Origin of the sequence: Curtobacterium sp. MCBD17_026, assembly GCF_003234895.2 — a bacterium.
In the GTDB taxonomy this organism is placed as follows: domain Bacteria; phylum Actinomycetota; class Actinomycetes; order Actinomycetales; family Microbacteriaceae; genus Curtobacterium; species Curtobacterium flaccumfaciens.
This window is the reverse complement of the sequence record NZ_CP126281.1, coordinates 3499685-3524329: the sequence shown is the minus strand read 5'-3', so window position 1 is coordinate 3524329 and position 24645 is coordinate 3499685. Positions and strand designations below refer to the sequence as shown.

Below are 24645 nucleotides of genomic sequence, written 5' to 3'. Positions count from 1 at the left end.
ACAGGACCAGCGGGCCGCAATGTGCAGAGGTGTGACGGGGAGCCGTGAACAGCCGGGAGGCCCGTGGCGGGCCCGCACCGCGCCTCCCGTCCGCCCGTTGCCGGTCCACCTGCCGGACTCGCCGCAGCCGTCGGGCGCATGATGGGCGGATGGCACGCATCCTCGTCACCGGATCCACCGACGGCCTCGGGCGGGGAACCGCCGACTCGCTGCTCCGCAGCGGACACGACGTCGTCGTCCACGCTCGCAACCGGGCCCGCGCCGAGGCGGTCGCCGACCTGGTGGAGCGCGGCGCCGGACTCGTCGTCGCCGACCTGGCGGACCGCGACGCCGTGATCGCCACCGCTCGGGAACTCGACGCCGGCACCCCGCTCGACGCCGTCGTGCACAACGCCGGCGTGATCTCGGGCCGTTCCCTGGTGCCCGTCAACGTCGTGGCGCCCTACCTGTTCACCGCGTTGCTGCAGGCCCCGAAGCGGCACGTGTACCTGAGCAGCGGGATGCACCGGGGCGGCCGCCCGCGCCTGGACACCGTCGACTGGACCGGCGCTTCGGAGACGAACTCGTACTCCGACACGAAGCTGTTCGTGACGGCGCTCGCCGCCGAGGTGCCGCTCCGACGCCCGGGCGTGCTGAGCAACGCCGTCGACCCGGGCTGGGTGGCGACCAAGATGGGCGGGGCCGGCGCTCCGGACGACTTCGAGCTGGGACACCGCACGCAGGAGACGCTCGCGACCGACCCCGATCAAACCGTGACGGGCGGTTACTGGTTCCACGGGGAGCAGCAGGAACCGCACCCGTCGGTCGCCGACCAGCGGTTCCGCACCGAACTGCTCGACGCGCTCGCGACTGCCACCGGCGTCACGCTCTGAGTCGCGCGCACCGCCGTCAGGAGCGTCGGAGCGTCTCGCTCGGGTACTCGCCGTGCCGGTCGGCGTACGCGGCGGAGAACCGGCCGGCGTGGGCGAAGCCCCAGTAGCGGGCGACGTCGGCGACGTTCGTGGTGGCCGGGTCGGACGCCAGCAGTTCGGTCCGGATGCGGTCGAGCCGCACCGAGCGGATGTAGGCGTTCGGCGACATGCCGAGCAGCCGCTGGAAGGCGGCCTGCAGGGCGCGGAGGCTGAGGTGCGCCATCTCGGCCAGGTCGGTGCTGGTGATCGGCAGGTGCGCGTGCTCGTGGACGTACTCGACGACCTGCCGGATCCGACGGTGCTGCGGGAGCAGGAGTTCGTGCGGCAGGCCGGCGGTGGCGCGGGGGTACAGCTCGAGCAGGGACACCGCGGCCAGCCGGCCCATCTCGGCCTGCAGCAGCGGGGACGCCTGTCGGTCCAGGGTCGTCGCGGAGATGAGCTGGACCGTCTGCCGCCACTGCCGGATCGCCGCGTCGTCGATCTGGGCGGTGTGGTCGAAGCGGCGGAGCGACAGGCCACGCTCGGCTGCGACTCCCTCGACGGCGCTGCGGTTCACCTGGACGAGCCGCTGGTCGTAGTCCTCGAAGCGGAACGGGAACGCCTCGTTCGGCCACATCTGCGGGCGCCCCGGCACGAGGTGGATGGCGGAGCCGCCGTCGCCCAGGACGCCGAGCCCGCGGGTGATCCACTGGACGACGAAGTCGTCACCGGCGGGCATCTCACCCGTCAGGCGTCCACCGAAGCGCACGGCGCGGAGTGTCATCGTGCCGTCGCCGGCCGCCGTGTACCGGTAGTCGAACCCGTCGCCCGTGGTGTCGGCGTGCCACTCGATGCCGTCGTACGCGGTCGCGAGGGTCTGCTTCGCAGCTGCGAGGTCCGTGCCCTGCTCGTCGACCCGGATACGCGCGGGCTGCTCGGTGTCGTCGTTCATGTCGCTCGAGCAGTAGTTTCACACCCCGGTTCGGGCCCATCGCGCGATTGTCCAGATGCGGTCAGAACAGGGCGTCACCCTCGTGCACCGCGAGCAACATCGCCGCGGCGGTCCGGGCCGTGCGGACCGGTTGCACCGAGCGGTGGACGGTCGCCTCGACGTGCGCTCCGTGGAGCAGCAGGGTGAGCGCCTGGCCGAGGTGCACCGGCAACGCGGCCGCAGCGCAGCGTTCGGCGACGTGTGCCTCGACCTGCCGCAGCTGGTCGTGCAGCAGGTCGCTGAGGTCGGTTCCGTCGGCGGCGGCTCCAGCTCCGCCGTGGGCCGCGCCGGACCACGCGCGGTGCCCGTCGGCCACGAGACGGTGCTCCAGGTGGGTGAACACGGCGAGCAGCCGGTCCCGGGGGTCGTCGAGGGCGGCCTCGTGCGCCAGCAGTCCGCGCATCCACTCGTCGTGCCGGTGGCGGACGGTGTCGAGCGCTCCGAACCCGACCGGCGCTCCGGACGAGACGGTCGGTTCGGCCACGAGGGTGACGGCGCTCACGCTGCGACGAAGAAGTCCGCGTACGTCGGATCAGCCGGGACGCCCCGCACCACGCCGGACAGCCGCCGGGCGATGAGCGCCTCGAGTTCGATGGGGGGCATCAGGCCGCGGCGGCGCCACTCGAAGGGCTGTGCCCGGAGTTCGTCCATCGCGTCGTCGTCGGAGGGGTGGGCCACGGGGATCATGCGCCGAGGCCGATCACGACGACGGCCGCGGATGTCGTGGCGGTGACCGAGACGATCCCGGTCGCGGTCGCGGCGACCATGAGCGTCCGGAGCCGCGCCTGTTCGCGGATCTCGGTGAAGGGGCTGCGCTCGGAGACGCAGCGTGCACGGCGGGCCACGGCGGTGTGGGCGTGCTTCGGGGCGAGTGCGGTGTCGGTGGTGAAGGTGGTCGTGGTGGTCATCGCTCGGGTCCGTTCCTCTCTGCGTCCTCGCCGGCGGTCCTGTCGATCGGGGTGGGATCGACGGTAGGTCGTGCTCCCCGGTGGCCGTGGACGAACCGGGGCCGGACGGCGAAAGTCGGACAGCCGGGCTGCGAAAGGTGTCCGGAACGGGGTGGCGCACCAGCGCGATCCGGCCAGGACGGCCCTGCGAAGGCGTTCGTCGTGTCCGGACCAGGATGGCCTCGACACGACGAACGGAGGACCCGGTGACCCTCGGCCTGCTCAACGGATCGGGCGGGTGGCAGCGCGTGCGACGGCACGGCCTGCTCCTCGCGAACGTCGCCGTCTTCGTCGTGTGCTTCATCGGCATGGTGTTCGCCGGGTGGCGGGTGTCCGTGGCGGACGCGCTCCAGCACGGCGAGGTGGCCGAGTCGCTCTGGGGCTTCCTGACGAGCGGCGACTTCGCCGAGGCCACGTTCGAGAACTGGGAGAGCGAGTTCCTGCAGATGGGCGCGTACATCGTGTTCACGGTGTTCCTGTTCCAGAAGGGGTCGAGCGAGTCCGAGCCGCTGGACGAGGAGAGCCCGCAGGACGAGGACCCACGGGAGCACGCCGACGACCCGAAGGCTCCGTGGCCGGTGCGCCGGGGCGGGATCGTGCTCGTGCTGTACGAGAACTCCCTGCTCATCCTGTTCGCGGTGCTGTTCCTCGGCAGTGTGGTGGGGCACCTGATCGGTGGTGCGGCGGCCTACAACGAGGAGCAGCTCGAGCACGGCGGCGGTGTCGTCTCGGCGTGGGGCTACCTGGGCACGAGCCAGTTCTGGTTCGAGTCGATGCAGAACTGGCAGTCGGAGTTCCTGGTCATCTCGGTGATGGTGATCGCCACCGTGTCCCTGCGGCAACGAGGGTCGAGCCAGTCGAAGGCCGTGGCCGCACCGACGGAGCAGACCGGCGCCTGACCGGACCCGGCTGACGACGATCGCGGGGTTTCCCCACCGACCACGGGGGGCAGCACCGGTGTGCGGGCGGACCCCCACGGCGAGGCTGGTGCCGGGCAATAAGCTCGTCACCGACACGAAGAGGTCCGCATGTACACCGCCGTCGCCACCCCGGGCGAACCCACCACCGTCCCCCGGTTCCGACCGTTCCGCGCCGTCGCCGACGGCAGTACGTGGCGGGCCTTCGCGTTCCACGCCGCGCACCTGCCGATCGCGATCGCCGCCCTGGCCTGGTTCGTCGTGGTGCTGGCCGTCGGCATCCCGGTGTCGCTGACCTGGGTCGGCCTGGTCGTCGCCGCGTTCCTGCTCGGTGGGTCGCACTGGTTCGCCGCGGTCACCCGCCGGATGTCCGCCGCGCTGCTCGGGCAGGCCGTCGTCGCCCCGGCACCGCCCCGAGCGGGCTCGACGCCGCTCGGCACCGCGTTCGCCCGGCTGTCGGACGGCCCCACGTGGCGGGCGTTCGCGTACCTGCTCGCGGGGTTCGTGCTGACCACCACCACGTTCGCCGTCTCGACCGCGGTGCTCGTCAGCGGCCTGGGCGCGATGACCCACGCGGCGTGGGGGCACTTCCTGCCGGCGCAGCGGGGCGCGGACGGCGAGCTCCACAGCGGTGCGCAGTTCCTCGGCGTGTACGTCGACACCCCGCCGATGCAGGCCGCGTTCGCGGTGTTCGGCCTGCTCATCGTGCTGTTCCTCTGGCCCGCGGTGAACCACGGGCTCGCGGCGCTGCAGCGTGTGGCCATCCGCGCCTTGCTCGGTGCCACCGCACGTGACCTGCGGCTCCGCCAGGTCACGGCCTCGCGCGACGCCGCCGTGCTCGACGCCGACACCACCCTGCGCCGCATCGAGCGGGAGCTGCACGACGGCACCCAGGCCCGGCTCGTCGGCCTGGCGATGACCCTCGGCGACGCCCGCGACCGCCTGCAGACCGGCGCCGACCCGGACGCGGTCACCGCGCTGGTCGACCGGGCGCACGCGTCGACGAAGGAGGCCCTGGTCGAGCTCCGCGCCCTGGCCCGCGGCATCCACCCGCCCGTCCTCGACGAGGGGCTCGAGGCCGCGCTGACCTCGGCGTGCTCCCGCACCCCGTTCCCCGTCGCGCTGTCGGTCGACCTGCCCGTCCGGCCGTCCCGCGTCGTCGAGGGCATCGCGTACTTCGGGGTGCTCGAGCTGCTGACGAACGTGTCGAAGCACGCCGGCGCCTCGGCCACCGCCGTCCGGGTCGGCATGCTCGGCACCGACCTGCTCGTCGAGGTCGAGGACGACGGCCACGGTGGGGCACACGTCGCCCTCGGCACCCCCGACGGTCACGGCACCGGCCTGGCCGGCGTGCTGGAACGGCTGCGCGCCGTGGACGGTGACCTGCAGGTGGACAGCCCCGCCGGTGGCCCGACCGGTATCCGGCTGCGCATGCCGAGCGGAGCCGAACGGTGAGGATCGTCGTCGCCGACGACAACACGATCGTGCGCGAGGGGCTGACGTCCCTGCTGCGCGGTCGCGGGCACGAGGTCGTGCCGGTGTCGGACGGCGACGCTGCGGTGGCCGCCGTCGCGCACGGTGCGGTCGACGTCGTGGTGATGGACATCCGGATGCCGCCGACCCACACCGACGAGGGCGTCCGTGCGGCCGTGCGGGTGAAGGACGTCCGGCCCGACGTCGGGGTGCTCCTGTTCTCGCAGTACGCCGAGGCGCAGTGGGCGCGGGCGCTGCTCGACGTCGCCACCGTCGGCGTCGGGTACCTGCTCAAGGACCAGGTCGCCGAGGTCGGTACCTTCATCGACTCACTGCACCAGGTCGCCGCGGGCAACGTCGTGCTCGACCCCGAGGTGGCGGCCGCACTCGTCCAGGCGCCGCGTACCACGAGCGGTCCGCTCGACTCGCTGACCGCCCGCGAGACCGACGTGCTGCGCCTGATGGCCGAGGGCCGGTCGAACGCCGCGATCGCGGACACGCTGTTCCTGTCCGGCGGGACCGTCGAGAAGCACGTCACCGCGGTCTTCACCAAGCTCGGGCTCGAGGCGACGCCGAACGAGAACCGGCGGGTGCTCGCGGTCCTGCGGTTCCTGGCGGACTTAGCGGGGCCCTGGACGGGCCGACCGAGCCTGAGCGGGAGGCCCGTGGCGGGCCCGCCACGGGCCTCCCGTCCGGTCCGCACCACGCTGGTGCGGTAGGTTCCTGCCGAACACAGTCCGCACGTGAGAGGGGGCGCCCGATGGCGCAGGGGCACCGCTCTCCGCCCACGATGAGCGACGTCGCCGCCGTGGCAGGTGTCTCGAAGAAGACCGTCTCGAACGTGCTGTCCGGCTACGAACACGTCTCCGTCCGCACGCGCGACCGTGTGATGGCCGCCGTCGACGAGCTCGGCTACGAACTCAACGTCTCGGCCCGGAACTTCCGCGCCGGACGCTCCAAGGTGCTCGGGCTCGCGGTGCCGGAACTGCGGCAGGCGTACTTCGCCGAACTCGCCGACGCCGTCATCCGCGCTGCCGGAGCCGTGGGCTACACGGTGCTCATCGAGCAGACCGCGAGCGGCGTGCGCGAGGCGGACGCGATCACCCGGATGCGCGAGCACTCGATCGACGGCATCATCTACAGCCCGCTGACCGTCCGGCCGAGCGACGCCGGCGCGCTCGAGGTGAAGTTCCCCCTGGTCGTGCTCGGTGAGCCGATCCCGGACGCCCCCCTTCCGTTCATCGCCATGTCGAACGCGGACGCGCTGCGGGACGCGACCGCCCACCTGCTCGGCGCCGGTCGCCGGTCGATCGCGTTCATCGGGTCCGACCCGTCGGGCCCCGTGCGCACGGCGCAGGAGCGACTGCGGGGATACCGCGAGGCGCTCGACGGCCACGGCGTGCCGTTCGCGCCCGAGCGGGTGGTGCCGACCGCGCTGTGGCACCGGGCCGAGGGGGCGGCGGCTGCGCGCCAACTCCTCGACGCCGGCGTGCCGGTCGACGGGATCGTCTGCTGCAACGACGCGCTGGCGCTCGGGGCGATGAGTGCCCTGCAGCTCGCGGGCCGGACCGTGCCGGACGACGTCGCGGTCGTCGGGTTCGACGACATCGAGGAGTCGGCGTACTCGACCCCGGCGCTGACCACGGTGTCGGCCGACCTGGACCGCGTCGCGGCGACGGCGGTCGGGGTGCTCGTCGCCCAGCTCGAGGAGGGTGCCCCGGCGACACCGGGGGTGCTGCGCTCGCCGCACGCGCTCGTCGTCCGGGCGTCGTCCGGACCGTTGCGCTCGGTCTCTGCCTGACCCGGTGACCACGGGTGCTCCCCGACCCCTTGACCGGGCGGTCGAGCACCGGCTACTGTCCACATTTACACCGGTGTAAATCCGGGATGGACGAGGTCCGCACACCGACGTGCCGGACGGATGGCAGGTTTTCGATGAAGAAGCACATCGCGGTCGTCGCGCTCGCAGCAGCGGCGTCGCTCTCCCTCGCCGGGTGCGCCGGCTCCCCCGGGTCGTCGGGTGACGGCGGTCACGTCGACCTGACGTTCTGGCACGGCTACACCGAGGCCGACGGCAAGGTCCTGGACGGCATCGTCAAGGACTTCAACGCCTCGCAGGACAAGGTCACCATCACGACCCAGACGAAGACCTGGGCCGTGATCGACGACACGATGCTCCCCGCCCTGTCCGCGAAGAAGGGCCCGGACCTCGTCGCGATGACCTCCGACCGGCTGCCGGTCTACGCCCAGAAGAAGGCGCTGGTCGACCTCAGCGACTTCTACGCCGACGCCGCCAACAACACCGGGGACCTGAAGGAACAGGCCGTCGCGATGGAGCGGGTCAACGGCAAGGAGTACGGGGTGCCGAGCGGGTTCGTCCCGCTCTCCGTGATCTACAACAAGAAGCTGTTCGCAGCGGCCGGCATCGACTCCTTCCCGACCACCTGGGACGAGTGGGTCGCCGACGCGAAGAAGCTCACGAAGGACGAGAACGGCGACGGCACCCCCGAGCAGTACGGGCTCGTGCTGCCGGACCACCAGACCGTCGGCAACGGCATCTGGCCGAGCCTGTTCGCCGGCAACGGCGGATCGATCACGAACGAGGCGGGTACGAAGTCCACCATCGACTCCGCCGCGAACGCCGAGACGCTCGAGTACTGGGCGAATGCGGTGCGCGACGACAAGATCTCGCCGACCGGTGTCGACGGCATCGCTGCGGACAAGCTCTTCACGGCCGGCAAGACCGCCATGGAGATCGGCGGTCCCTGGATGGCCGGCGTCGCCGAGGCCTCGGACATCGACTACGGCATCGCCGCGATCCCGGCGGGCCCCGAAGCACAGGTGGCCTCGGCCATCGGCATCTCGCTCGGCGTGACGGCCCAGACCGACGACGCGAAGCAGGCCGCAGCCGAGCGGTTCCTGCGCTACTTCAACGAGCAGTCCGTCGCGACGAAGTGGGCCCTCGGCTCGGGCTGGCCGCCGCTCCGCACCGACGTCACCGCCGCCGACGTCGACGAGAACGCGACCGTCGCGACGCTCACCGGGCTGCCGGGCACCACGATCCCGCTCCTGCCCGGCGTGGTCGACAGCGCTGACGTGCTCACCGCCGTGGACACCGCGACCCAGAAGGCGATGGCCGGCGGGGACCCCGAATCGCTCCTCGCCACCGCCGACGCCGACGTGCAGTCGGCCCTGAAGTAGCAGCAGCGGCCCTCGGAGGACCCTCGTGACCACACAGCAACTCGGCCGGCGCCGTCGGTACCGACCACCGGGCCAACTCGGCGGACGATCGCCCCTGAACGGCACGTTCCGCCGCCGCGCCACCATCGTCGGGTTCCTCGCACCCGCGATCGTCATCCTCGGGGCGTTCGTGCTCTGGCCGATGCTCTCGGCGCTCCAGCTGTCGTTCACCGACGCCAGCGGGTTCGGCGACCCGTCGTTCATCGGGTTCGCGAACTACGTCCGGGTCTTCACCGACCCCGACGTCCTGCGGTCCATCGGCAACACCGCGCTCTACTCGGTGCTCTTCACCCCCGTCGCGATCGTCGTCGCCCTGGTGCTCGCCCTCGTGCTGAACCACCCGGCCCTGCCGTTCCGCGGGTTCTTCCGGTCGGCGTTGTTCCTGCCGTTCATCGTGTCCTTGGCCGTCGCCGCGTTCGCGTGGTCGTACCTGCTCGACCCGCAGATCGGCCTGCTGAACCACTGGCTGCAGCTCGTCGGCATCCGGCTCGGCAACGTGCTGCAGGACCCGACGCTCGCGATGCCCACCGTGGTGCTCGTGGCCGTGTGGAAGAACTTCGGCTTCTACATGGTGATCTTCCTGGCCGGGCTGCAGGAGATCCCCACCAGCCTGTACGAGGCCGCGCAGCTGGACGGGGCGAACAGCCGCCAGCGGTTCGCGAACGTCACCTTCCCGATGCTGAGCAACACGATGGCGTTCGTCGTGATCGTCGCCCTCATCGCCGCGCTGCAGGCGTTCGACCAGATCTACGTCCTGACCGGCGGTGGCCCGTACCGGTCGACCGAGACGATCGTCATGCAGATCTACCAGTCCGGCTTCAAGGACCTCGACCTCGGGTTCGCGAGCGCCCTGGCGTACGTGCTCCTCATCGCGACCCTGCTGCTCAGCCTCGTGCAGTTCCTGTTCTTCGGGAAGCGCGGAGAGGACACCGCATCATGACCGCGCTCCCCCGTCCCGCGACCGTCGTCCGACGCAGCACGGTGGCCCGTCGACAGCCGTCGATGCGGTGGCTCGGCTTCGCCGCCGTGGCCGTCGTGACCCTGGCGGTGCTGCTCCCCGTCCTCGTGATCGTGTTCACCGCGTTCAAACCGGCGAGCGAGGTCAACGCCTACCCGCCGACGCTGTTCCCGCACACCTGGACGCTCGACAACTTCCGGGCGATCTTCACGCAGCTGCCGTTCGGGCGGCTCATCCTGAACAGCTTCGCCTTCGCCGGCGGTGTGACGGTGTTCGCGCTGGCGTTCGACGCGCTCGCCGCCTACGCCCTGGCGCGGCTCGACTTCCGGGGCAGCAAGGTGCTGCTCATCGTGATCGTCGCCAGCCTGATGATCCCCTTCCAGGCGACGCTCATCCCGATCTACCAACTGGTGTCCGACCTCGGGTGGGTGAACACGTTCGCGGGGCTGATCGCGCCGCGGGCGGCCGACGCCTTCGGGATCTTCTTCCTGCGTCAGTTCTTCGTGTCGCTCCCCCGCGACCTGGACAACGCCGCGCGGATCGACGGGGCCTCGGAGTGGCGGATCTTCCGGAGCGTCGTCCTGCCGAACGCGGTCCCCGCCCTGCTCACCCTCGGCATCTTCACCTTCGTCAACAACTGGAACGACCTGCTCTGGCCGCTGGTGTTCACCACCGACCAGGACATGGGGACCATCACGTCCGGCCTCACCCTGCTGACCGGGCCCGGCGGGATCATCCCGCAGGGCGTGATGATGGCCGGCGCCCTGATCGCCGTGCTGCCCCTCGCCGTCATGTTCCTGCTCGTGCAACGCCGCTTCATCGAGAGCGTCGCCAGCACCGGGCTCAAGTGACGACGACACCGCACAGGCCCGGAGCGGCCGTGCCCACCACGAAACGAGACACCATGCACTGGTCCGACGACGGCAGGCTGCACTTCGCCCTGGGCATCGAGGACACCTTCGTCCCGCAGGCCCGACCGGGCGAACGGCCCATCGACGAGTACGAGCTCACCGACCACTACCGGCAGTACGCCGCCGACCTCGGGCTGGCGGTCGACGTCGGCGCCGAGCTCCTGCGCTGGGGTGTCCCCTGGTACCGGGTCGCCCCCGAGCCCGGCGTCTGGGACTGGTCGTGGGTGGACGGCGTCATGGCGCGGTTCCGCGAGACCGGCCTGCGGCCCGTGGTCGACCTGCTGCACTACGGCACACCGCTCTGGCTCGACGGGCAGTTCGCCCACCCCGACTACCCGGCGCACGTCACCGACTACGCCGCCCGGTTCGCGGCGCGGTACGGCGACGTCGCCACCGACTACACGCCCGTCAACGAGCCGGTCATCCACGCCCTGTTCTCGGGTGAGTACGGGTACTGGCCCCCGTACCTGACCGGCGCCGAGGGGTCGGCCCGGATCGCGTCCGCCCTGGCGAAGGGGTTCGTCTCGACGCAGCACGCGATCGCCCGCGAACTCGGAGACGCCGCCACCTTCGTGCACGTGGACGCCGGCATCCGGTACGTCGGCGACGTCGACGCCCCGGAACACCGCGACACGGTCGCCCGCCTGCGCGCCCAGACGTTCCTGGTCGAGGACCTGGTCACCGGGGGCGTCGACGACGCGCACCCCCTGGTCGGTCGGCTGCGTTCGGGGGGCGTCACCGACGCCGACCTCGACTGGTTCCGGCAGCACGCGGTCCGGCCCGACGTGATGGGCGTCAACTACTACCCGCTGCACTCCACCGAGGTGTTCGAGGCGGGGGTGCACCACGGCGGCGGGTTCGCCGACCCGCGGCCCTACGAGGACACCGGCGTCGAGGGGCTCCGCGACGTGCTCACCACCTACGCCGAGCGCTACGGTGCCCCGGTCATGCTCACGGAGACGTGCGTCACCGGTTCGGTCGAGGAGCGCATCGGCTGGCTGGACGCCTCGGTCACGGCCGTGCGGGAGCTCCGCGACGAGGGGCTGCCGGTCGTCGGTTACACCTGGTGGCCGCTGTTCGACATGTACGAGTGGACCTGGCGGCACACGGAAGCCCCACGCCAGGAGCACCTGCTCACGATGGGCCTCTTCGACCTCGTCGAGGACGGCGCCGGCGGCCTCGACCGTCGCCGCAACCCGGTCGCCGACGCGTTCGCCGCGCACTCGCGACAGGAACAGGCCGTGGCAGCGGCCCTGTCCGCGACCACCTGAGGGACTGGAGGCGCGGGTCGGGTCGGTCCCGCGCCTCCAGTCCGTCCCGGTGCCGCGTCTCAGGCCGCGACCGGCTCAGCAGGCCGGTCACGCAGCGCCGGGCAGTGTTCGGCGGTGGGGTGCTCGGTGATCGCGATGACCTGGTCGAGCCGCCCCCGGACGGCCTCGAGCTCGGCCAGCTGCGCGGTGATCCGATTCCGCTCTCCGATGAGCAGCGCGAACGACTCCGGCGTCGACTCCCCACGGTCGACGCAGGGCAGCAGCTGCACGATCGTGCGGCTCGCGAGCCCGGCGGCGAACAGCTGCTGCACGAGCTGGACCCGCTCGACGGCTGCGTCCGTGTAGATCCGCTGCCCGCTCGCGGTACGCGACGCAGTGAGCAGTCCCTGCTCCTCGTAGTACCGCAGCGAGCGGACGCTGACGCTGGTCGCGGCGGCGAGGTCTCCGATGCGCATGTGTGCTCCGATCCGGGCTTGCCCCTGACATGGATGTGAGGTCTTAGCGTAGCCGAGCCGCTGCAGGAGACACCCGCGCGGCAGGAGGAGACACCATGGACATCGCTGGATCGGTCGCACTCGTCACCGGCTCGAACCGCGGCATCGGACGCCGCTTCGCCCTGGAGCTGCTGGAGCGCGGCGCGTCGAAGGTCTACGCGACCGCACGCCGCCCCGAACTCGTCGACGTCGAGGGCGTCGTCGCGCTGCCCCTCGACATCACCGACCAGGCCTCGGTCGACGCGGTGGCCGCCGCCGCGGGCGACGTGACGCTGCTCGTGAACAACGCCGGCATCTCGACGCAGGGATCCCTGGTGACCGACGACCTGGCCATCGTCCGGAAGGCCATGGACACGCACTTCTGGGGCAGCCTGTCGATGATCCGCGCCTTCGCGCCGGTGATCGAGCACAACGGCGGCGGCGCGATCGTCAACGTGCTGTCGGCACTGTCGTGGTTCGCGGCACCCGGCGCCGGTGGCTACGCCGCGGCGAAGGCGGCCGAGTGGAACATGACGAACGCGGTCCGCCTGGAGCTGGCCGACCGGGGCATCAGCGTGCAGGGACTCCACCTCGGTGCGGCCGACACCGACATGATGGGCGACTACGACGGCCCGAAGACGGACCCGACGGACGTGGCTCGTGCGGCACTCGACGGTGTGGAGCGCGGCGTGGCAGAGGTGCTGGTCGACGACTGGAGCCGGATGGTGAAGGCGTCACTCGCCGATGCACCGGAGCGCTTCTACGCGCAGATGGCCTGAGTGCCGCGGCGACACGACGGGCAGCTCGGCTCACTCCTGACAGAGGGACGCCGGTCGCGGCGGGAGGACCGCCGCGACCCCGTTCGTCCGTGGGTCTTTTGGTCCTGGTCAGACCGCGTCGGCGCGCAGGAACTCCGCCACCGGGGTCGACCCCGTGTTGAACCGGAAGGTGTTGCCTGCCGTGCCGGGGTTCTCGACGACGTCGGCGACCACGTGCGCCACGTCACCCCGCGGCACCTGGGTCGGCGAGCCGTCCCAGTCGACGGAGCCGGTCGGCTCGTCGTCGGTGAGGGTGCTCGGGGCGACGATCGTCCACTGCAGCCCCGAGTCGCGGAGCACGGCGTCGGCGATCATCTTCGACTGCGCGTACGCGAAGAAGTCCTGGTCCTGCGGGATCCCGTGGTCGAGTTGTGAGCCGGACCACGACACCATCACGTAGCGGTCGACGCCGGCCTGCTTCGCCCCCTGGATCGACAGCACCGCAGCGTCGCGGTCGATGGCCCAGGTCCGGTCGACGGAACCGCCACCGGCACCGGCCGACCACACCACGGCGTCGTGCCCGCGGACCAGTTCGGCGAAGTCGTTCAGGGACTGCTGCTGGATGTCCGCAACGTGCGGTTCGCCGCCGTGCGCCCGGATCTCGTCGGACTGGTCGGCGTTCCGGATGACGGAGGTGACCGTGTGTCCGCGCTCGGACAGGATGCGGGTGGCGAGGAGTGCGACCTTGCCGTGGCCGCCGAGGACGATGACGTTGCTCATGCGCCGGACGCTACTCGGGGCGGCTCCGTGCCCGGGGAACGCCGGACGTGCGCCCGGCGATCGCCCGCGATGCTCGGAACACCCGAGGTCACCGTGCGTACCGTCGGGGGCAACACGACAGGAGTCACGATGAGCAAGCAGCACGAGCAGCACACCCTGGTCCGCACCCTGGTCCTCGGCATCATGAGCGGCGGCCGGAGCGCCACCCCGCTCGCCGTCCTCGCACTGAACCACGACCGGTCCTCGCTGAAGGGTTCGTGGCAGCAGTGGAAGGTCTTCAGCACCCCGGTCGGCCGCGGCCTGCTCGTCGCCTCCGCCGTCGGTGAGCTCATCGGCGACAAGCTGCCGAAGACCCCGAACCGCATCGCCCCCTCCGCGCTGCTCGGACGTGTCGCGTCCGGTGCCCTGGCCGGCGCCGCCCTCGGCACCACCGGCAAGCGTGACCTGCGCATCGAGGGCGCGATCCTCGGTGGCCTCGGTGCCCTGGTCGGCAGCTTCGTCGGCTGGGGTGCGCGCAAGGCCCTCGGGGGTGCGGGCCTGCCCGACCCCGTCGTCGCGCTCGCCGAGGACGCTGCGGCCATCGCCGGCTCCGTGAAGGTCATCACCGCCGACTGAGCGTGGCCCGGCGTGCCGCGCTTGCTCGCCGCGGGCGTCGCGCTCGCCGCACTCGCAGCGTGCGCGCTTCGTGAGCAGGAACGGTCGGGTCGCACCGCCGCACCCGACCGTTCCTGCTCACGATCCGCACGCCTCGGCCTACGGTGGCCCTCATGCACATCGTCGTCATCGGAGCCACCGGCCACATCGGGTCGTTCCTCGTCCCCCGCCTCGTCCGCTCGGGTCACCGCGTCGTCGCCGTCACGCGCGGCACGAGCACCCCGTACGCCGACGCCCCCGAGTGGCAGCAGGTCGAGCGGATCACCGCCGACCGCGAGCAGGAGGACCGCGACGGCACCTTCGGCAGCCGCATCGCCGCGCTCGGTGCCGACGCCGTCGTCGACCTCGTCTGCTTCACCGAGTCCTCGGCCGCAGCGATGGTCGACGCGCTCCGTGGCACCGGCACGCACCTGGTGCACTGCGGCTCGATCTGGCGCGCCGGTGTCTCGCACGTGCTGCCGATCACCGAGCAGAACGCGACCCCGCCGTTCGGCGACTACGGCGTCCAGAAGGACGCCATCGCCCGGATGCTCAAGGAAGAAACCGCGTCAGGCGGTTTGGTCACGACGTCGCTGCACCCCGGTCACATCAGCGGTCCGGGCTGGACGCCGATCGGTCCGCTCGGCAACCTCGACCCCTCGGTGCTGACGAAACTGTCCGCCGGCGAACCGCTCGAGGTCCCCGGTCTCGGCGCCGAGACGATGGCCCACGTGCACGCCGACGACGTCGCGCAGGCGTTCCAGCTCGCGGTCGAGCACCGCGATGCGGCGGCGGGCGAGGACTTCTTCGTCACGGCTCCGACGGCGCTCACCGTGCGCGGGTACGCCCACCTGGCAGCGTCGTGGTTCGGCCAGGAGGCCCGGCTCGACTCCGTCACCTGGGACCGGTTCCGCGAGACCACGGCTCCGGAACACGCTGACGCCAGCTGGGAGCACCTGTCCCGCAGCCAGGTGTTCAGCACCGAGAAGGCGAGTCGTCTGCTCGGCTACGCACCGGCGTTCACCGCCGAGGAGACCGTGCTGGACGCCGTGCGCTGGCTCGTCGACCACGGCGAGCTCGAGGTCACGAACCCCCTGGTCCGCTGAGTCCCGCGGTCAGGTCCGCTCCGGCTCGACCACGAGCCCGCGGTTCCGGTGCACGACCCAGACCGTCGCGGCGAACCCCGCCGACACCGCGGCGCCGATCGTGACCGCCGTCCAGCCCCCGGCGTTCCACAGCACCGACGCCAGCGCCGAACCGAGCGCACCGCCGATGAAGTTCGAGGTGACGAACGCCGTGTTGAGCCGGCTCCGCGCGGCCGGGTCGACCGAGAAGAGCCGGGTCTGGTTGAGCACGTTCGCCGCTTGCACCGCGACGTCGAGCAGCAGCACGGCGAGCAGCACCACGACGATCGAGTGCGCACCGACCCCGGCGACGACCAGGGAGACGAGCAGGAGCACGATCGCTCCCCCGGTGACGGGTACCGACAGCCCCCGGTCGTGCAGTCGCCCGACCCGCTGCGCCGCCACGGCACCCGCGAGCCCCACCAGCCCGACCAACCCGATGCTGCTGGTGGAGAAGTCGTAGGGGTCGCTGCTCAGCAGGAACGTCAGCGCGGTCCAGAACATCGTGAACACGGCGAACACCGACGAGCTGATCACCAGCGTGACCTGCACGGTCCGGTGGGTCCGGACGGCACGGAACACCGACAGGATGAGCTGCGGGTACGGCACCTTGCCGCGGGCTTCGAGCTGCGGGATGGCTCGGCGCAGCAGCACCGCGAGGACGAGGGCGACGACGGCGGCGAACACGTAGATCGCGCGCCACCCGAACGCGTCCGCGACCAGGCCGCTGATCGTCCGCGACACCAGGATGCCGGTGAGCACACCGGACGCGATCGTGCCGACCACGCGTCCGCGTTGCGCGGGGTCGGCGAGGTCCCCGGCCAGCGGGATGAGGAGCTGCCCGGCGACCGTGGTGAGCCCGACCAGCGCGAGGGCGACCAGGAGCGTCGCGAAGCTCGGCGCGATCGCGGCGAGCAGCAGCGCGACGGCCGAGGCGACGAGCACCCAGGGGATCAGGCGTCGGCGGTCGAGGACGTCCCCGAGCGGCACGACGAGCAGGATGCCGAGGGCGTAGCCGACCTGGGTGAGCGTGACCAGCAGCCCGGCGAGCGACGCCGAGGTGCCGAGCGACGATGCGATGTCGTCGAGCAGTGGCTGCGACCAGTACAGGTTGCCCACCGCCGCTCCCCCGGCGACGGCGAACAGCAGGGTCCGGCCCGTCGACATCGAGTGGTCCGTGGTCATGCTGCGGGTGCTCCCTCGTTCAGGGCGGCCAGGGCGTTCAACGTGCGCGGGTAGCCGATGAGCGGGACGAGCACGGTCAGGACGTCCAGCATCGGCTGGCGGGTGTTCCCGACGTTCAGGTTGCCGGCCACGTGCCCCTGCACCTGTGCGTCGGCCCCGCCGAGCGCCGCGAGCAGCGCGAGGGTCAGGAGTTCACGGGTGGGCAGCGACGGCGCCCTGCACCTCGTCCGGTGACAGGTGCTGTCCTCCCCCCTCTCCGCTCATCGACGCCGGAACAACTCCCCCAGGTGCCAGGGGCCGGGCGCGAGCCGCACTGCCGCCTCGGCACGGACCCGTTCCTCGAGCTCGCGATCGCGGGTGAGCTCGTGGATCTCCTGCTCGGCGCGCAGCCGGAACCGCAGTCGGCCGAGGCCCCCGGCCGACGGCGCGGGGAGGACCGTCCGGACGGAGTCGGTGTCGTTCATGCTGGATGCGCCCTTCCTCGTCGTGGCTGTGGACACTTGGTGCGCTCGTGCGACGCGACCACGTCACGGCCGGGAGGCGCGGTGCCGGCTGGCACCGCGCCTCCCGGCTGTCAGTGGCCGCGACCACCGCATCAGGCGAGCTGACGCGCCCGCTCCGCGATGCCCTCGGTCGCCGCCCACGAGGCCAGCACCCGCAGGGCGTCGGCCGTGGGACTGCCCGGGGTCGCCGGGTAGATGGTGAGCGCGAGTCCCGGGTCCTCGGCGAGTTCGAGGGTCTGGCAGTGCAGCTCGAGCGGTCCGACGACGCCGTGCCGGAACGACTTCACGCCGGCGTAGTGGCGTCGGACGTCGTGCGCTGCCCAGAGTTCGCGGAAGTCGTCGCTCCGCATCGACAGCTCGCCGATCAGCGCGGCGAGGTCCTTGTCGTTCGGCGTCCGGCCCGCTTCGCGCCGCAGGATCGCGACGTTCGTGTGCGCTGCCCGCTGCCAGTCCTGGTAGAAGTTCCGCGCCTGCGGGTCGAGGAAGATGAAGCGCGAGAAGTTCATCGGCCGCGCCGGTGCCGCGACCAGGTCCGAGTGCATCGCGAAGCCGAGCGCGTTGGCGGCGACGATGTCCTGGCGGTTGTTGACGATCATCGCCGGGGCGTCCGTGACGACGTCGAGCAGGTACTGCAGCTCGGGTCGGACGGCGGCGACGGGCACGACACGACCGGCGCGACGCGGGGTCTCGTTCTGGTGCTGCGCGAGGTCGCGCAGGTGCTCCTGCTCGGCGGGGTCGAGCTGCAGGGCGCGGCCGATGGCGTCGAGCACGCTCTCGGAGACGCCCTGCAGGTTCCCCCGCTCGAGTCGCGTGTAGTAGTCGATGCTGAAGCCGGCGAGGCGGGCGACCTCTTCTCGGCGCAGCCCGGTCACGCGGCGCCGGGTGCCGAAGGTCTCGACGCCGGCTTGCTCGGGGGTGATGCGGGCGCGACGGCTGGAGAGGAAGTCGCGCGCTTCGTCGCGGTGGTTCATGCCGTCACGGTACTTCGCCCCGTCCGGCGCGAGCGAGGGGCTGCGGGAACCCCTTTCACGTGCGCGTGAACGGGACGGAGACGATCCGGTCGTCACCGCTCGACGGCGTCCCACGGCCGTCGGTGTTGTTCGTGACGAACCAGAGGGTGTCCGACGGGCCCTCGACCACCGTTCGGATCCGGCCGAAGTCACCCGCGAAGTACTCGGTCGCGGTTCCGGGGTCGTCGGCCGGGATCGCGCGCAGCACCTCGCCCCGCAGGTTGGCGACGAAGACGGTGTCGTCGACGACGGCGAGGCCGCTCGGGGACGCCTCGTCCGTCGACCACTGCTGCACGGGATCGACGAAGCCCCGGTCCTCGCCGCCGGTGCCCTCGACCTCGGGCCAGCCGTAGTCCGCGCCGGGCTCGATGACGTTGAGCTCGTCGTGGGTGTTCTCGCCGAACTCCGACGCGAACATCGTGCCGTCCGACGACCAGCCCATGCCCTGCACGTTGCGGTGCCCGAGGCTCCACACCGGCGACCCGTCGATCGGGTTGTCGGCGGGGACGTCCCCGTCCGGGGTGAGCCGCAGGATCTTGCCCGCGAGCGAGTCCTCGTCCTGCGCGTCCGTGCTCGCACCGGCGTCCCCGACGCTCGCGTACAGCATGTCGTCCGGGCCGAACGCGATCCGCCCGCCGTCGTGGAACGTGTTCTTCGGCAGGCCGTCGATGATCGTCGTGGCGTCCCCGAGCCCCCACGACCCCGCGCTGCCGGTCAGCTCGTACCGCTGGATCCGGTTGCCGTCGTCGGTCGTGGAGTACACGAACAGGTCGTCGTCGTGCAGTGCGAGCCCGAGCAGGCCGCCCTCGCCGCCGTGGCTGACCCCGTCGACGGTGCCGACCTCGCGGGTGGTGCCGTCGGACCGCAGCTCGAGCACCCGGGCCGAGTCACGCTCGCTGACCAGCGCGTCGCCGTCGTCACCCGTCAGGACCACCGACCAGGGGGCCTCCAGGCCGGTGACCACGTCGGTGGTGTCACCGTCGAGCGCCACCTGACCGGCGGACAGGCCAGCGGGTGCGGTGGCGCGCGCCGTCGGCGATCCGCCCCGGTCGGATCCGTCCTGGTCCGCTCCGTCGCCGCTCGTGCAGGCGGTCAGGGCCAGTGCGGCGACGGCGGCGATGCCGGCCGCCGACCAGAGGCGGCGGCTGCGGGGCGTTCCGGCGGGTGTGTCCACGATGATCCTCCCGGGGTCGTGGGTCGATCACACACGCTGCGTTCGGGAAACCCCTGAGGGGTTCCGGCGGCACCTCCCGCGCGCAGACGCGCCGGCCTACCGTCGTCGGCATGCAGATCGAACCGAAGCAGCCGACCGTCAAGAACCCGCCCGAGCAGTTCACCGGCGACGTCTGGCTCGACGCCGTCGCCTCGCCGAAGGAGCCCGGTCAGACCATGACCGTCGCCAAGGTCCGGTTCCTGCCCGGCGCCCGTACCGCCTGGCACTCGCACGCCAAGGGACAGACCCTGCACGTCACCGAGGGCGTCGCACGGATGGGTACCCGGGACGGCCGCGTGATCGAGGTGCAGGCTGGACAGACCGTCTACACGCCGGCCGGCGAGGAACACTGGCACGGCGCGACCCCCACCGACTACATGGAACACCTCGCGATGCTCGAGGGCGCCGACGACCCGGCGACCACCACCACCTGGCTCGAGCACGTGAGCGACGAGGAGTACACCGCATGACCACCATCGCCATCGTCGGGGCCGGCAAGGGCCTCGGCCTCGCCGTCGCCGAGCGCTTCGCCCGTGAGGGCTTCGCCGTCGCCCTGATCTCCCGCAACCAGGACCGGCTGGACGGGCTCGCCGCGGAACTGCGTGAGCGCGGGCACACCGCCGCCGGGTTCGCCGCGAACGTCCGTGACGGGGACTCCCTGCGCACCGCCCTCGAGCGCGCCACCGAGCAGCTCGGCCCCATCGAGGTGTTGCAGTACAGCCCGCTCCCCGCCAAGGAGTACATGCGCCCGGTGCTCGAGACCACGGCGGACGACCTGGTCGGCCCGATCGAGTTCTCGGTCTACGGCTCGGTCAACGCCGTCCGCCAGGTGCTGCCCGGCATGCGCGCGATCGGCCACGGCACGATCCTGTTCGTCAACGGCGGCAGCGCGGTCCGCCCGGGAGCCCGTGTCACGGGCACGTCGGTCGCCTTCGCCGCCGAGAGCGCCTACGCGCAGCTGCTGCACGACGCCGTCCGCGACGAGGACGTCCACGTCGGCCAGCTCATCATCCCGTTCGGCATCGACGACGGGCAGCCCGAGCACTCCGGGGAGTCCATCGCCGACCGCCTGTGGGCGATCCACACGGAGCGCGGCGACTTCCGCACCTATGCGGAGGCACTGCCCGAGCTCGCGTGAGCGCGGCGCTCACCACGTGACGGACGGGAGGCCCGTGGCGACGCCGCCACGGGCCTCCCGTCCGTCTGTTGCTCGCGGAGCGCGCGCGTCAGTGCGCCCGTCGCACCGTCACCCGCCGCCGACCCCGCGAGGTCAGCCAGGCCCCGGCCGTCACAACGAGGGGCAGGCCGACCGCGAGCAGGGCCAGCACCGGCCAGTCCGGCACGAACGGCATGTGGTTCACCCCGACCGGACTCTCGGTGAACCGCAGGGTCAGGGCGCGGATCGGCAGGAGTCCGAGGAGCGTCCCGATCACCGAGCCGACCGTGGCCAGGATCGCCGCCTGCCAGGTCGACACCCCTCGGCGCAGGCGTGGTGCGGCACCGATGGCGTCGAGCACCTCGTCGTCCCGTCGGCCGTCGGACCGTGCGAGTCCGATCGCCACCGCCGTCGCACCGATGGTGACCGCCGCCGCCAGTGCGAGCACGATCGCCCGGATGATCGCCTCGTTGTCGACCGGACCGGCTTCGTAGGTGAACGACGGGCCGCTCCACCGTGCACGGTCGTCGCCGCCGAAGCTCTGCCACGCCGAGCTCAGCTCGTCCCACTGGGCCGGCTGGATGTCGTGGGGCAGCGTCGTGACGAGCATGCCGTCGACCACCGGCACGCCGTACCGTTCGGCGGTGGCCTTCGTCATGAAGACGCCGACCTGGATCCGCGGGGTCTGCACGTCGAGCACGGCGGGGATCGAGACGCTGGCCGCCGGTCGGCTCCGCTCGGTGACGGGCTCGCTGTCCCAGGTGCGGTCGTGGAACGTGTCGATGCGGACCGCACCGTCGTGGGCGTACTCCGGCCAGAGCGACACCGCGCGACCGCCCTCGAGCGCGCTCCGGACGGCGGCGGACGGCCGGTGCCCGGTGAGCACGGCGTAGTCGTCGACGGTCCCCGTCCAGATGTGCGGGCTCGACGCGCTCGCCGTGTCCAGGTAGTACGAGCAGCTCGTCGTGTCGTTCGCGGGGCAGTCGTACGCGCTCCAGCGGTGCGGGATCGTGACGGTCGAGGGGGTGTCGCCCGGCATCTCCTGCGCGACGCCGAGCACCCGGATGCGGTCCTGGTCGAAGACCCCGGACACGACCTTCGCCGCGTGCGCGGTCAGCGCTGCGTCGTGTCGACCGGTGCCCCCGCCGTCCTTCGTCTCGGTCTGCACCTCGGCCGTCGCGACCCCGACCGCGGTGGAGTACTCGTAGCCACGGACGTACTGGGCCTGGCTCGACGCACTCCACGTGATCACGACCGACGCCACGAACACGACGCTCATCACGCTGGCCAGCACCGGCACCGTGCGGACCGGGTTGCGACGAGCGTCGCGGGCGGCGAGCCGTGCGGACAGCCCCGCGCGGGCGGTGAGCCGGGTGACCAGGGCGAGCAGCCACGGTGAGCAGATGGCGATGCCGAGCTGCATCAGGCACGGCCCGATCGCGACGCCGGCACCGACGACGTAGGCCCACCGGTCCTGCTGCACCGGACGGTCGTTGAGCATGAGCACCCCGACACCGCATGCCAACGTCATCACGGCGCCGAGGACCACGAGCAGCGGCCCCCAGATGCGCCGACGACGGCGGGCCGGACGGCTGACGGGCACCGGACGGAGCGAGCCCCGCAGTGCCGCGAGCACGTTGATCCGGGTGGCCGACCGTGCGGCGACGAGCGCGGAGACGAGTCCCGCGAGCACCCCGGCTGCGGCGATCGACAGCAGCAGGAGCGGCGGCACGTGCAACCCGGGGAAGGACACCACGTTCCCGTTGTCGATCAGCCGGAACGCGAGCACGCCGATCCCGGTGCCGGCGGCGACCCCGAGGACCGCGCCGACGAGCCCGAGCACCAGGCCCGACCCGGCGACGATCGTGCGGACGAACCGCTTGTCGCCGCCGACGCTCGTGACGATGGCGTACGAGCGGGTGTCCGCACGGGTGCCGACCAGGAACGCGGCCCCGGCGAGCAGGGCGACCTCGAACATCGCGAAGACGCCGAGCAACCCCATCGCCCCGAGGTACCAGCCGAGTGTCGAGCTCATCTGCCCACCGGGGAGCCGGGCGTCCGGCGGGTCGAGCACGACCGGACGCGACTGCACGATGATGCCGTGCGCGTTGAGCTGCCGGATCTCCGACCACGTCGGGGCGTCCGACGGCAGGTACACGGTGACGTCGGTGAGCCCGACGTCGTCGGTGGTGTCGGTCGTCGAGAGCGTCGTGCCCCAGGGCAGGAACACCCCCTGCGACCCCGGGTCCGTCCCCAGGTCGGTCATGGTCCCGGTGATCGTGAAGCGCTTGGTGACCGGGTCGGTCAGGTCCACCGTGTCGCCGATCCGCGCCCCGAGGCGCTCGAGCGTGGCCGGCGTCACCATGAGGCCACTGCGCGTGGTCGGCGCGGAACCGTCGAGCACGTGCCAGTGGCCCTCGAGCGACGGGTCCCAGACACTGCCCTCCACGGCGGTCAGTCCGACGGGGCCGTGCGCACCCTGCACCACGACGGGCGTGCTGCCGACCGGGATCGACAGGGCGCCGTCGGGCACGTGGGCCAGGACGTTCGTGAACGGTGAGTCGTCGTCCGACTCCGTGACGGGGCTGTTCCGCTTCGAGTCGGTGAACTCCCACTGCACCGGGTCCTGCACCATGCCGGGCAGGTCCGGGCCGGAGACCCGCATCTGCGCCGATGCGTGGCCGAGGTCGTAGTCGAGCCGCTCGGCGGTAGTGGCCTGCGTCGACTGCACCACGACGGCGACGGCGGCGAACCCGGCGGTGGGGATCCCGATGAGCGCGATGATCAGTGCCGCGCGGCCCGCTTTCGCGAACGCCAGCCGACGCCCCAGACGGAGCGCCGGTCGGAGGGCGAACGGCGTCCGGCCGGTCCCGGCACGCCGACCCCCGCTCACGAGGCGGTCCGGTCCGACAGCGCCGCCTCGACGCCCGAGTACACGGTCTCGTCGACCACCCGACCGTCGCGCAGGAACACGATCCGGTCCGCCCAGGCCGCGTGCCGGGCATCGTGGGTCACCAGGAGGGCGCCGGCTCCGGCGTCGACGTGCCGACGGAGCATGCGGAGCACGACCTCGCCGGTCTGCGAGTCGAGGGCTCCGGTCGGCTCGTCGGCGAGCACGAGTCGACGCTCCCCGACCACGCCGCGGGCGATCGCGACGCGCTGCTGCTGGCCGCCGGACAGGTCGTCCGGGTAGGCATCGGCGCGGTGCGACAGCTCGACGTTGTCCAGCGCGAGCTCCGCGGCGCGGCGGGCCTGCGAGGCCTTCCACCCGTCGAGCTCGAGCGGCAGTGCCACGTTCTCGACCGCGGTCAGCGAGGGGATCAGGTTGAAGTCCTGGAACACGAACCCGATGAGTCGGCGGCGCAGCGCTGCGAGCTCCTTGGCGGGACGGTCGGACACGAAGGAGCCGTCGATCAGGACCTCACCGCTCGTCGGCGGCAGCAGGGTGCCGGCGCAGGCGAGCAGCGTCGACTTGCCCGACCCCGAGGTGCCCATCACGGCCACCATCTCGCCGCGCTCGACCCGCAGGTCGATGCCGGCCAGGGCGGTGACGGCCTTCGCGCCGGAGCCGTAGTGCACGCTCACGGCGTCGAGCTGCAGGAGCGGTGCGGCGGTCACCGTGCGCTCCGCGCAGCAGCGGCGTCAGCGTCAGCAGCACCGTCGGCACTGGCAGGCGTCGCCGGGTGCTCGTCCGGCCGGTACCGGGCGACACTCGACTCCACGTGGTCGAGCCACCGCACCTCGGCCTCGGCCTGGAACACCATCGACTCGAGCACGAGCGACCACGCCAGCTCCGCCGCCGGATCGGTCGTGCGCTTGAGCCGCGTCAGGTCCTGCAGGTTCCGGATCGCGGCACCGCGCTGCACCTGCACCAGGCGGGCGACGTCGACCCCGGGCACGGTCACCGCGAGGGCGAACTTGATCGCCAGCTCGTCGCGACCGCGCTTGGCCGGCACGGGCTCGCTGAACCAGCGCGCCACCTCTGCGCGACCCGCGTCGGTCGCCGTGTAGACGACGTGTCCGTCGCCGTCGGCGTCACCGCGGGCGACCAGGCCGTCGCGCTCCAGGCGGTCCAGGGTCGTGTAGACCTGGCCGATGTTCAGGGGCCAGCTGCCGCCGGTGCGGTGCTCGAACTCCCCCCGCAGCTGGTAGCCGTAACCGGGTCCCCCCACCAGCAGCGCGAGTACGCCCATCCGAACGCTCATGACACTT

28 protein-coding genes are annotated in these 24645 nt (G+C 72.0%); 14 read left to right on the top strand and 14 right to left on the bottom strand.

The features are described from left to right. Positions 1-149 precede the first annotated feature (149 nt). Positions 150-872, top strand: coding sequence for an SDR family NAD(P)-dependent oxidoreductase (locus DEI85_RS16790; RefSeq protein ID WP_111124052.1), 723 nt, complete (start codon positions 150-152; stop codon positions 870-872). Positions 873-888: 16 nt separating this feature from the next. On the opposite strand, the gene DEI85_RS16785 is transcribed toward DEI85_RS16790, so the two are convergent. The 4 genes from DEI85_RS16785 to DEI85_RS16770 all read right to left on the bottom strand — a co-directional run bounded on the left by DEI85_RS16785 (position 889) and on the right by DEI85_RS16770 (position 2789). After that, entirely contained in the window at positions 889-1842 is a 954-nt protein-coding gene (locus DEI85_RS16785; RefSeq protein ID WP_110862918.1) for an AraC family transcriptional regulator, read from the bottom strand. Positions 1843-1903: 61 nt separating this feature from the next. Beyond that, on the bottom strand, positions 1904-2383 hold the full coding sequence (locus tag DEI85_RS16780; RefSeq protein WP_110862919.1) for a hypothetical protein: 480 nt from the start codon (positions 2381-2383) through the stop codon (positions 1904-1906). Next, positions 2380-2559: a hypothetical protein gene (locus DEI85_RS16775; protein WP_111191851.1), complete on the bottom strand. Its 180-nt coding sequence runs from the start codon at positions 2557-2559 to the stop codon at positions 2380-2382. Before DEI85_RS16775 ends, DEI85_RS16780 begins: the two co-directional genes overlap by 4 nt. 5 nt (positions 2560-2564) lie before the next feature. Further along, positions 2565-2789, bottom strand: a complete 225-nt coding sequence (locus DEI85_RS16770) for a hypothetical protein (protein ID WP_111091324.1) — start codon at positions 2787-2789, stop codon at positions 2565-2567. Positions 2790-3034: 245 nt separating this feature from the next. Between DEI85_RS16770 and DEI85_RS16765 the strand changes: the two genes are divergently transcribed. From DEI85_RS16765 to DEI85_RS16730, 8 genes are all read left to right on the top strand, one after another. After that, the gene (locus DEI85_RS16765; protein ID WP_258370038.1) at positions 3035-3727 is read left to right on the top strand and encodes a DUF6766 family protein; all 693 of its coding nucleotides are present in this window, start codon (positions 3035-3037) and stop codon (positions 3725-3727) included. Between the two features lie 129 nt (positions 3728-3856). Beyond that, complete coding sequence (locus tag DEI85_RS16760; RefSeq protein WP_111124053.1) at positions 3857-5200, top strand: sensor histidine kinase; 1344 nt, start codon at positions 3857-3859, stop codon at positions 5198-5200. Further along, entirely contained in the window at positions 5197-5937 is a 741-nt protein-coding gene (locus DEI85_RS16755; RefSeq protein WP_111124054.1) for a response regulator transcription factor, read from the top strand. The genes DEI85_RS16760 and DEI85_RS16755 overlap by 4 nt, the downstream gene beginning before the upstream one ends. A 71-nt stretch (positions 5938-6008) precedes the next feature. Next, positions 6009-7019: a LacI family DNA-binding transcriptional regulator gene (locus tag DEI85_RS16750; RefSeq protein ID WP_111124055.1), complete on the top strand. Its 1011-nt coding sequence runs from the start codon at positions 6009-6011 to the stop codon at positions 7017-7019. A gap of 134 nt (positions 7020-7153) precedes the next feature. After that, positions 7154-8419 (top strand): ABC transporter substrate-binding protein, encoded by a 1266-nt coding sequence (locus DEI85_RS16745; protein WP_111124056.1) that lies wholly within the window; start codon positions 7154-7156, stop codon positions 8417-8419. Positions 8420-8444: 25 nt separating this feature from the next. After that, positions 8445-9398: a carbohydrate ABC transporter permease gene (locus DEI85_RS16740; RefSeq protein WP_110862926.1), complete on the top strand. Its 954-nt coding sequence runs from the start codon at positions 8445-8447 to the stop codon at positions 9396-9398. After that, the gene (locus DEI85_RS16735; RefSeq protein WP_071404106.1) at positions 9395-10267 is read left to right on the top strand and encodes a carbohydrate ABC transporter permease; all 873 of its coding nucleotides are present in this window, start codon (positions 9395-9397) and stop codon (positions 10265-10267) included. Before DEI85_RS16740 ends, DEI85_RS16735 begins: the two co-directional genes overlap by 4 nt. A 53-nt stretch (positions 10268-10320) precedes the next feature. After that, on the top strand, positions 10321-11598 hold the full coding sequence (locus DEI85_RS16730; protein ID WP_111124057.1) for a family 1 glycosylhydrolase: 1278 nt from the start codon (positions 10321-10323) through the stop codon (positions 11596-11598). A gap of 59 nt (positions 11599-11657) precedes the next feature. Here DEI85_RS16730 and DEI85_RS16725 read toward each other — a convergent pair whose 3' ends face one another. Further along, a complete protein-coding gene (locus DEI85_RS16725; protein WP_110862941.1) occupies positions 11658-12053 on the bottom strand; it encodes a MerR family transcriptional regulator in 396 nt (131 codons plus the stop codon). 95 nt (positions 12054-12148) lie between these two features. Here DEI85_RS16725 and DEI85_RS16720 point away from each other — a divergent pair, with 95 nt between their 5' ends. Next, the gene (locus DEI85_RS16720) at positions 12149-12850 is read left to right on the top strand and encodes an SDR family oxidoreductase (protein ID WP_110862940.1); all 702 of its coding nucleotides are present in this window, start codon (positions 12149-12151) and stop codon (positions 12848-12850) included. 108 nt (positions 12851-12958) lie between these two features. On the opposite strand, the gene DEI85_RS16715 is transcribed toward DEI85_RS16720, so the two are convergent. Beyond that, the gene (locus DEI85_RS16715) at positions 12959-13609 is read right to left on the bottom strand and encodes an NAD(P)H-binding protein (protein ID WP_111091331.1); all 651 of its coding nucleotides are present in this window, start codon (positions 13607-13609) and stop codon (positions 12959-12961) included. 129 nt (positions 13610-13738) lie between these two features. Between DEI85_RS16715 and DEI85_RS16710 the strand changes: the two genes are divergently transcribed. Both DEI85_RS16710 and DEI85_RS16705 read left to right on the top strand, forming a co-directional pair. Further along, complete coding sequence (locus tag DEI85_RS16710; protein ID WP_181435457.1) at positions 13739-14224, top strand: DUF4126 family protein; 486 nt, start codon at positions 13739-13741, stop codon at positions 14222-14224. A gap of 152 nt (positions 14225-14376) precedes the next feature. Then, positions 14377-15348, top strand: coding sequence for an NAD-dependent epimerase/dehydratase family protein (locus tag DEI85_RS16705; protein ID WP_111124059.1), 972 nt, complete (start codon positions 14377-14379; stop codon positions 15346-15348). 9 nt (positions 15349-15357) lie between these two features. Here the strand turns inward: DEI85_RS16705 and DEI85_RS16700 are convergent, their stop codons facing one another. From DEI85_RS16700 to DEI85_RS16680, 5 genes are all read right to left on the bottom strand, one after another. Beyond that, complete coding sequence (locus DEI85_RS16700; protein ID WP_110862937.1) at positions 15358-16551, bottom strand: MFS transporter; 1194 nt, start codon at positions 16549-16551, stop codon at positions 15358-15360. Further along, the gene (locus DEI85_RS16695; RefSeq protein ID WP_110862936.1) at positions 16548-16757 is read right to left on the bottom strand and encodes a carboxymuconolactone decarboxylase family protein; all 210 of its coding nucleotides are present in this window, start codon (positions 16755-16757) and stop codon (positions 16548-16550) included. The genes DEI85_RS16700 and DEI85_RS16695 overlap by 4 nt, the downstream gene beginning before the upstream one ends. 54 nt (positions 16758-16811) lie before the next feature. Beyond that, positions 16812-17015, bottom strand: coding sequence for a hypothetical protein (locus DEI85_RS16690; protein WP_110862935.1), 204 nt, complete (start codon positions 17013-17015; stop codon positions 16812-16814). Positions 17016-17146: 131 nt separating this feature from the next. Next, positions 17147-18025 carry a helix-turn-helix transcriptional regulator gene (locus DEI85_RS16685; RefSeq protein WP_111124060.1) on the bottom strand — a complete coding sequence of 293 codons (879 nt, stop codon included), beginning with the start codon at positions 18023-18025 and terminating at the stop codon, positions 17147-17149. A gap of 55 nt (positions 18026-18080) precedes the next feature. Beyond that, on the bottom strand, positions 18081-19238 hold the full coding sequence (locus tag DEI85_RS16680; protein ID WP_111124061.1) for a PQQ-dependent sugar dehydrogenase: 1158 nt from the start codon (positions 19236-19238) through the stop codon (positions 18081-18083). A 110-nt stretch (positions 19239-19348) separates the two neighbouring features. Between DEI85_RS16680 and DEI85_RS16675 the strand changes: the two genes are divergently transcribed. Beyond that, positions 19349-19747 (top strand): (R)-mandelonitrile lyase, encoded by a 399-nt coding sequence (locus DEI85_RS16675; protein WP_111091338.1) that lies wholly within the window; start codon positions 19349-19351, stop codon positions 19745-19747. Further along, positions 19744-20415: an SDR family NAD(P)-dependent oxidoreductase gene (locus DEI85_RS16670; protein WP_027466861.1), complete on the top strand. Its 672-nt coding sequence runs from the start codon at positions 19744-19746 to the stop codon at positions 20413-20415. The genes DEI85_RS16675 and DEI85_RS16670 overlap by 4 nt, the downstream gene beginning before the upstream one ends. A gap of 88 nt (positions 20416-20503) precedes the next feature. Here the strand turns inward: DEI85_RS16670 and DEI85_RS16665 are convergent, their stop codons facing one another. From DEI85_RS16665 to DEI85_RS16655, 3 genes are read right to left on the bottom strand one after another with little or no spacing between them, the layout of a single operon-like run. Beyond that, a complete protein-coding gene (locus tag DEI85_RS16665; RefSeq protein WP_111124062.1) occupies positions 20504-23326 on the bottom strand; it encodes an ABC transporter permease in 2823 nt (940 codons plus the stop codon). Next, positions 23323-24051, bottom strand: coding sequence for an ABC transporter ATP-binding protein (locus DEI85_RS16660; protein ID WP_111124063.1), 729 nt, complete (start codon positions 24049-24051; stop codon positions 23323-23325). Before DEI85_RS16660 ends, DEI85_RS16665 begins: the two co-directional genes overlap by 4 nt. Continuing rightward, complete coding sequence (locus DEI85_RS16655; RefSeq protein WP_258370040.1) at positions 24048-24638, bottom strand: PadR family transcriptional regulator; 591 nt, start codon at positions 24636-24638, stop codon at positions 24048-24050. The genes DEI85_RS16660 and DEI85_RS16655 overlap by 4 nt, the downstream gene beginning before the upstream one ends. Positions 24639-24645: the final 7 nt, after the last annotated feature.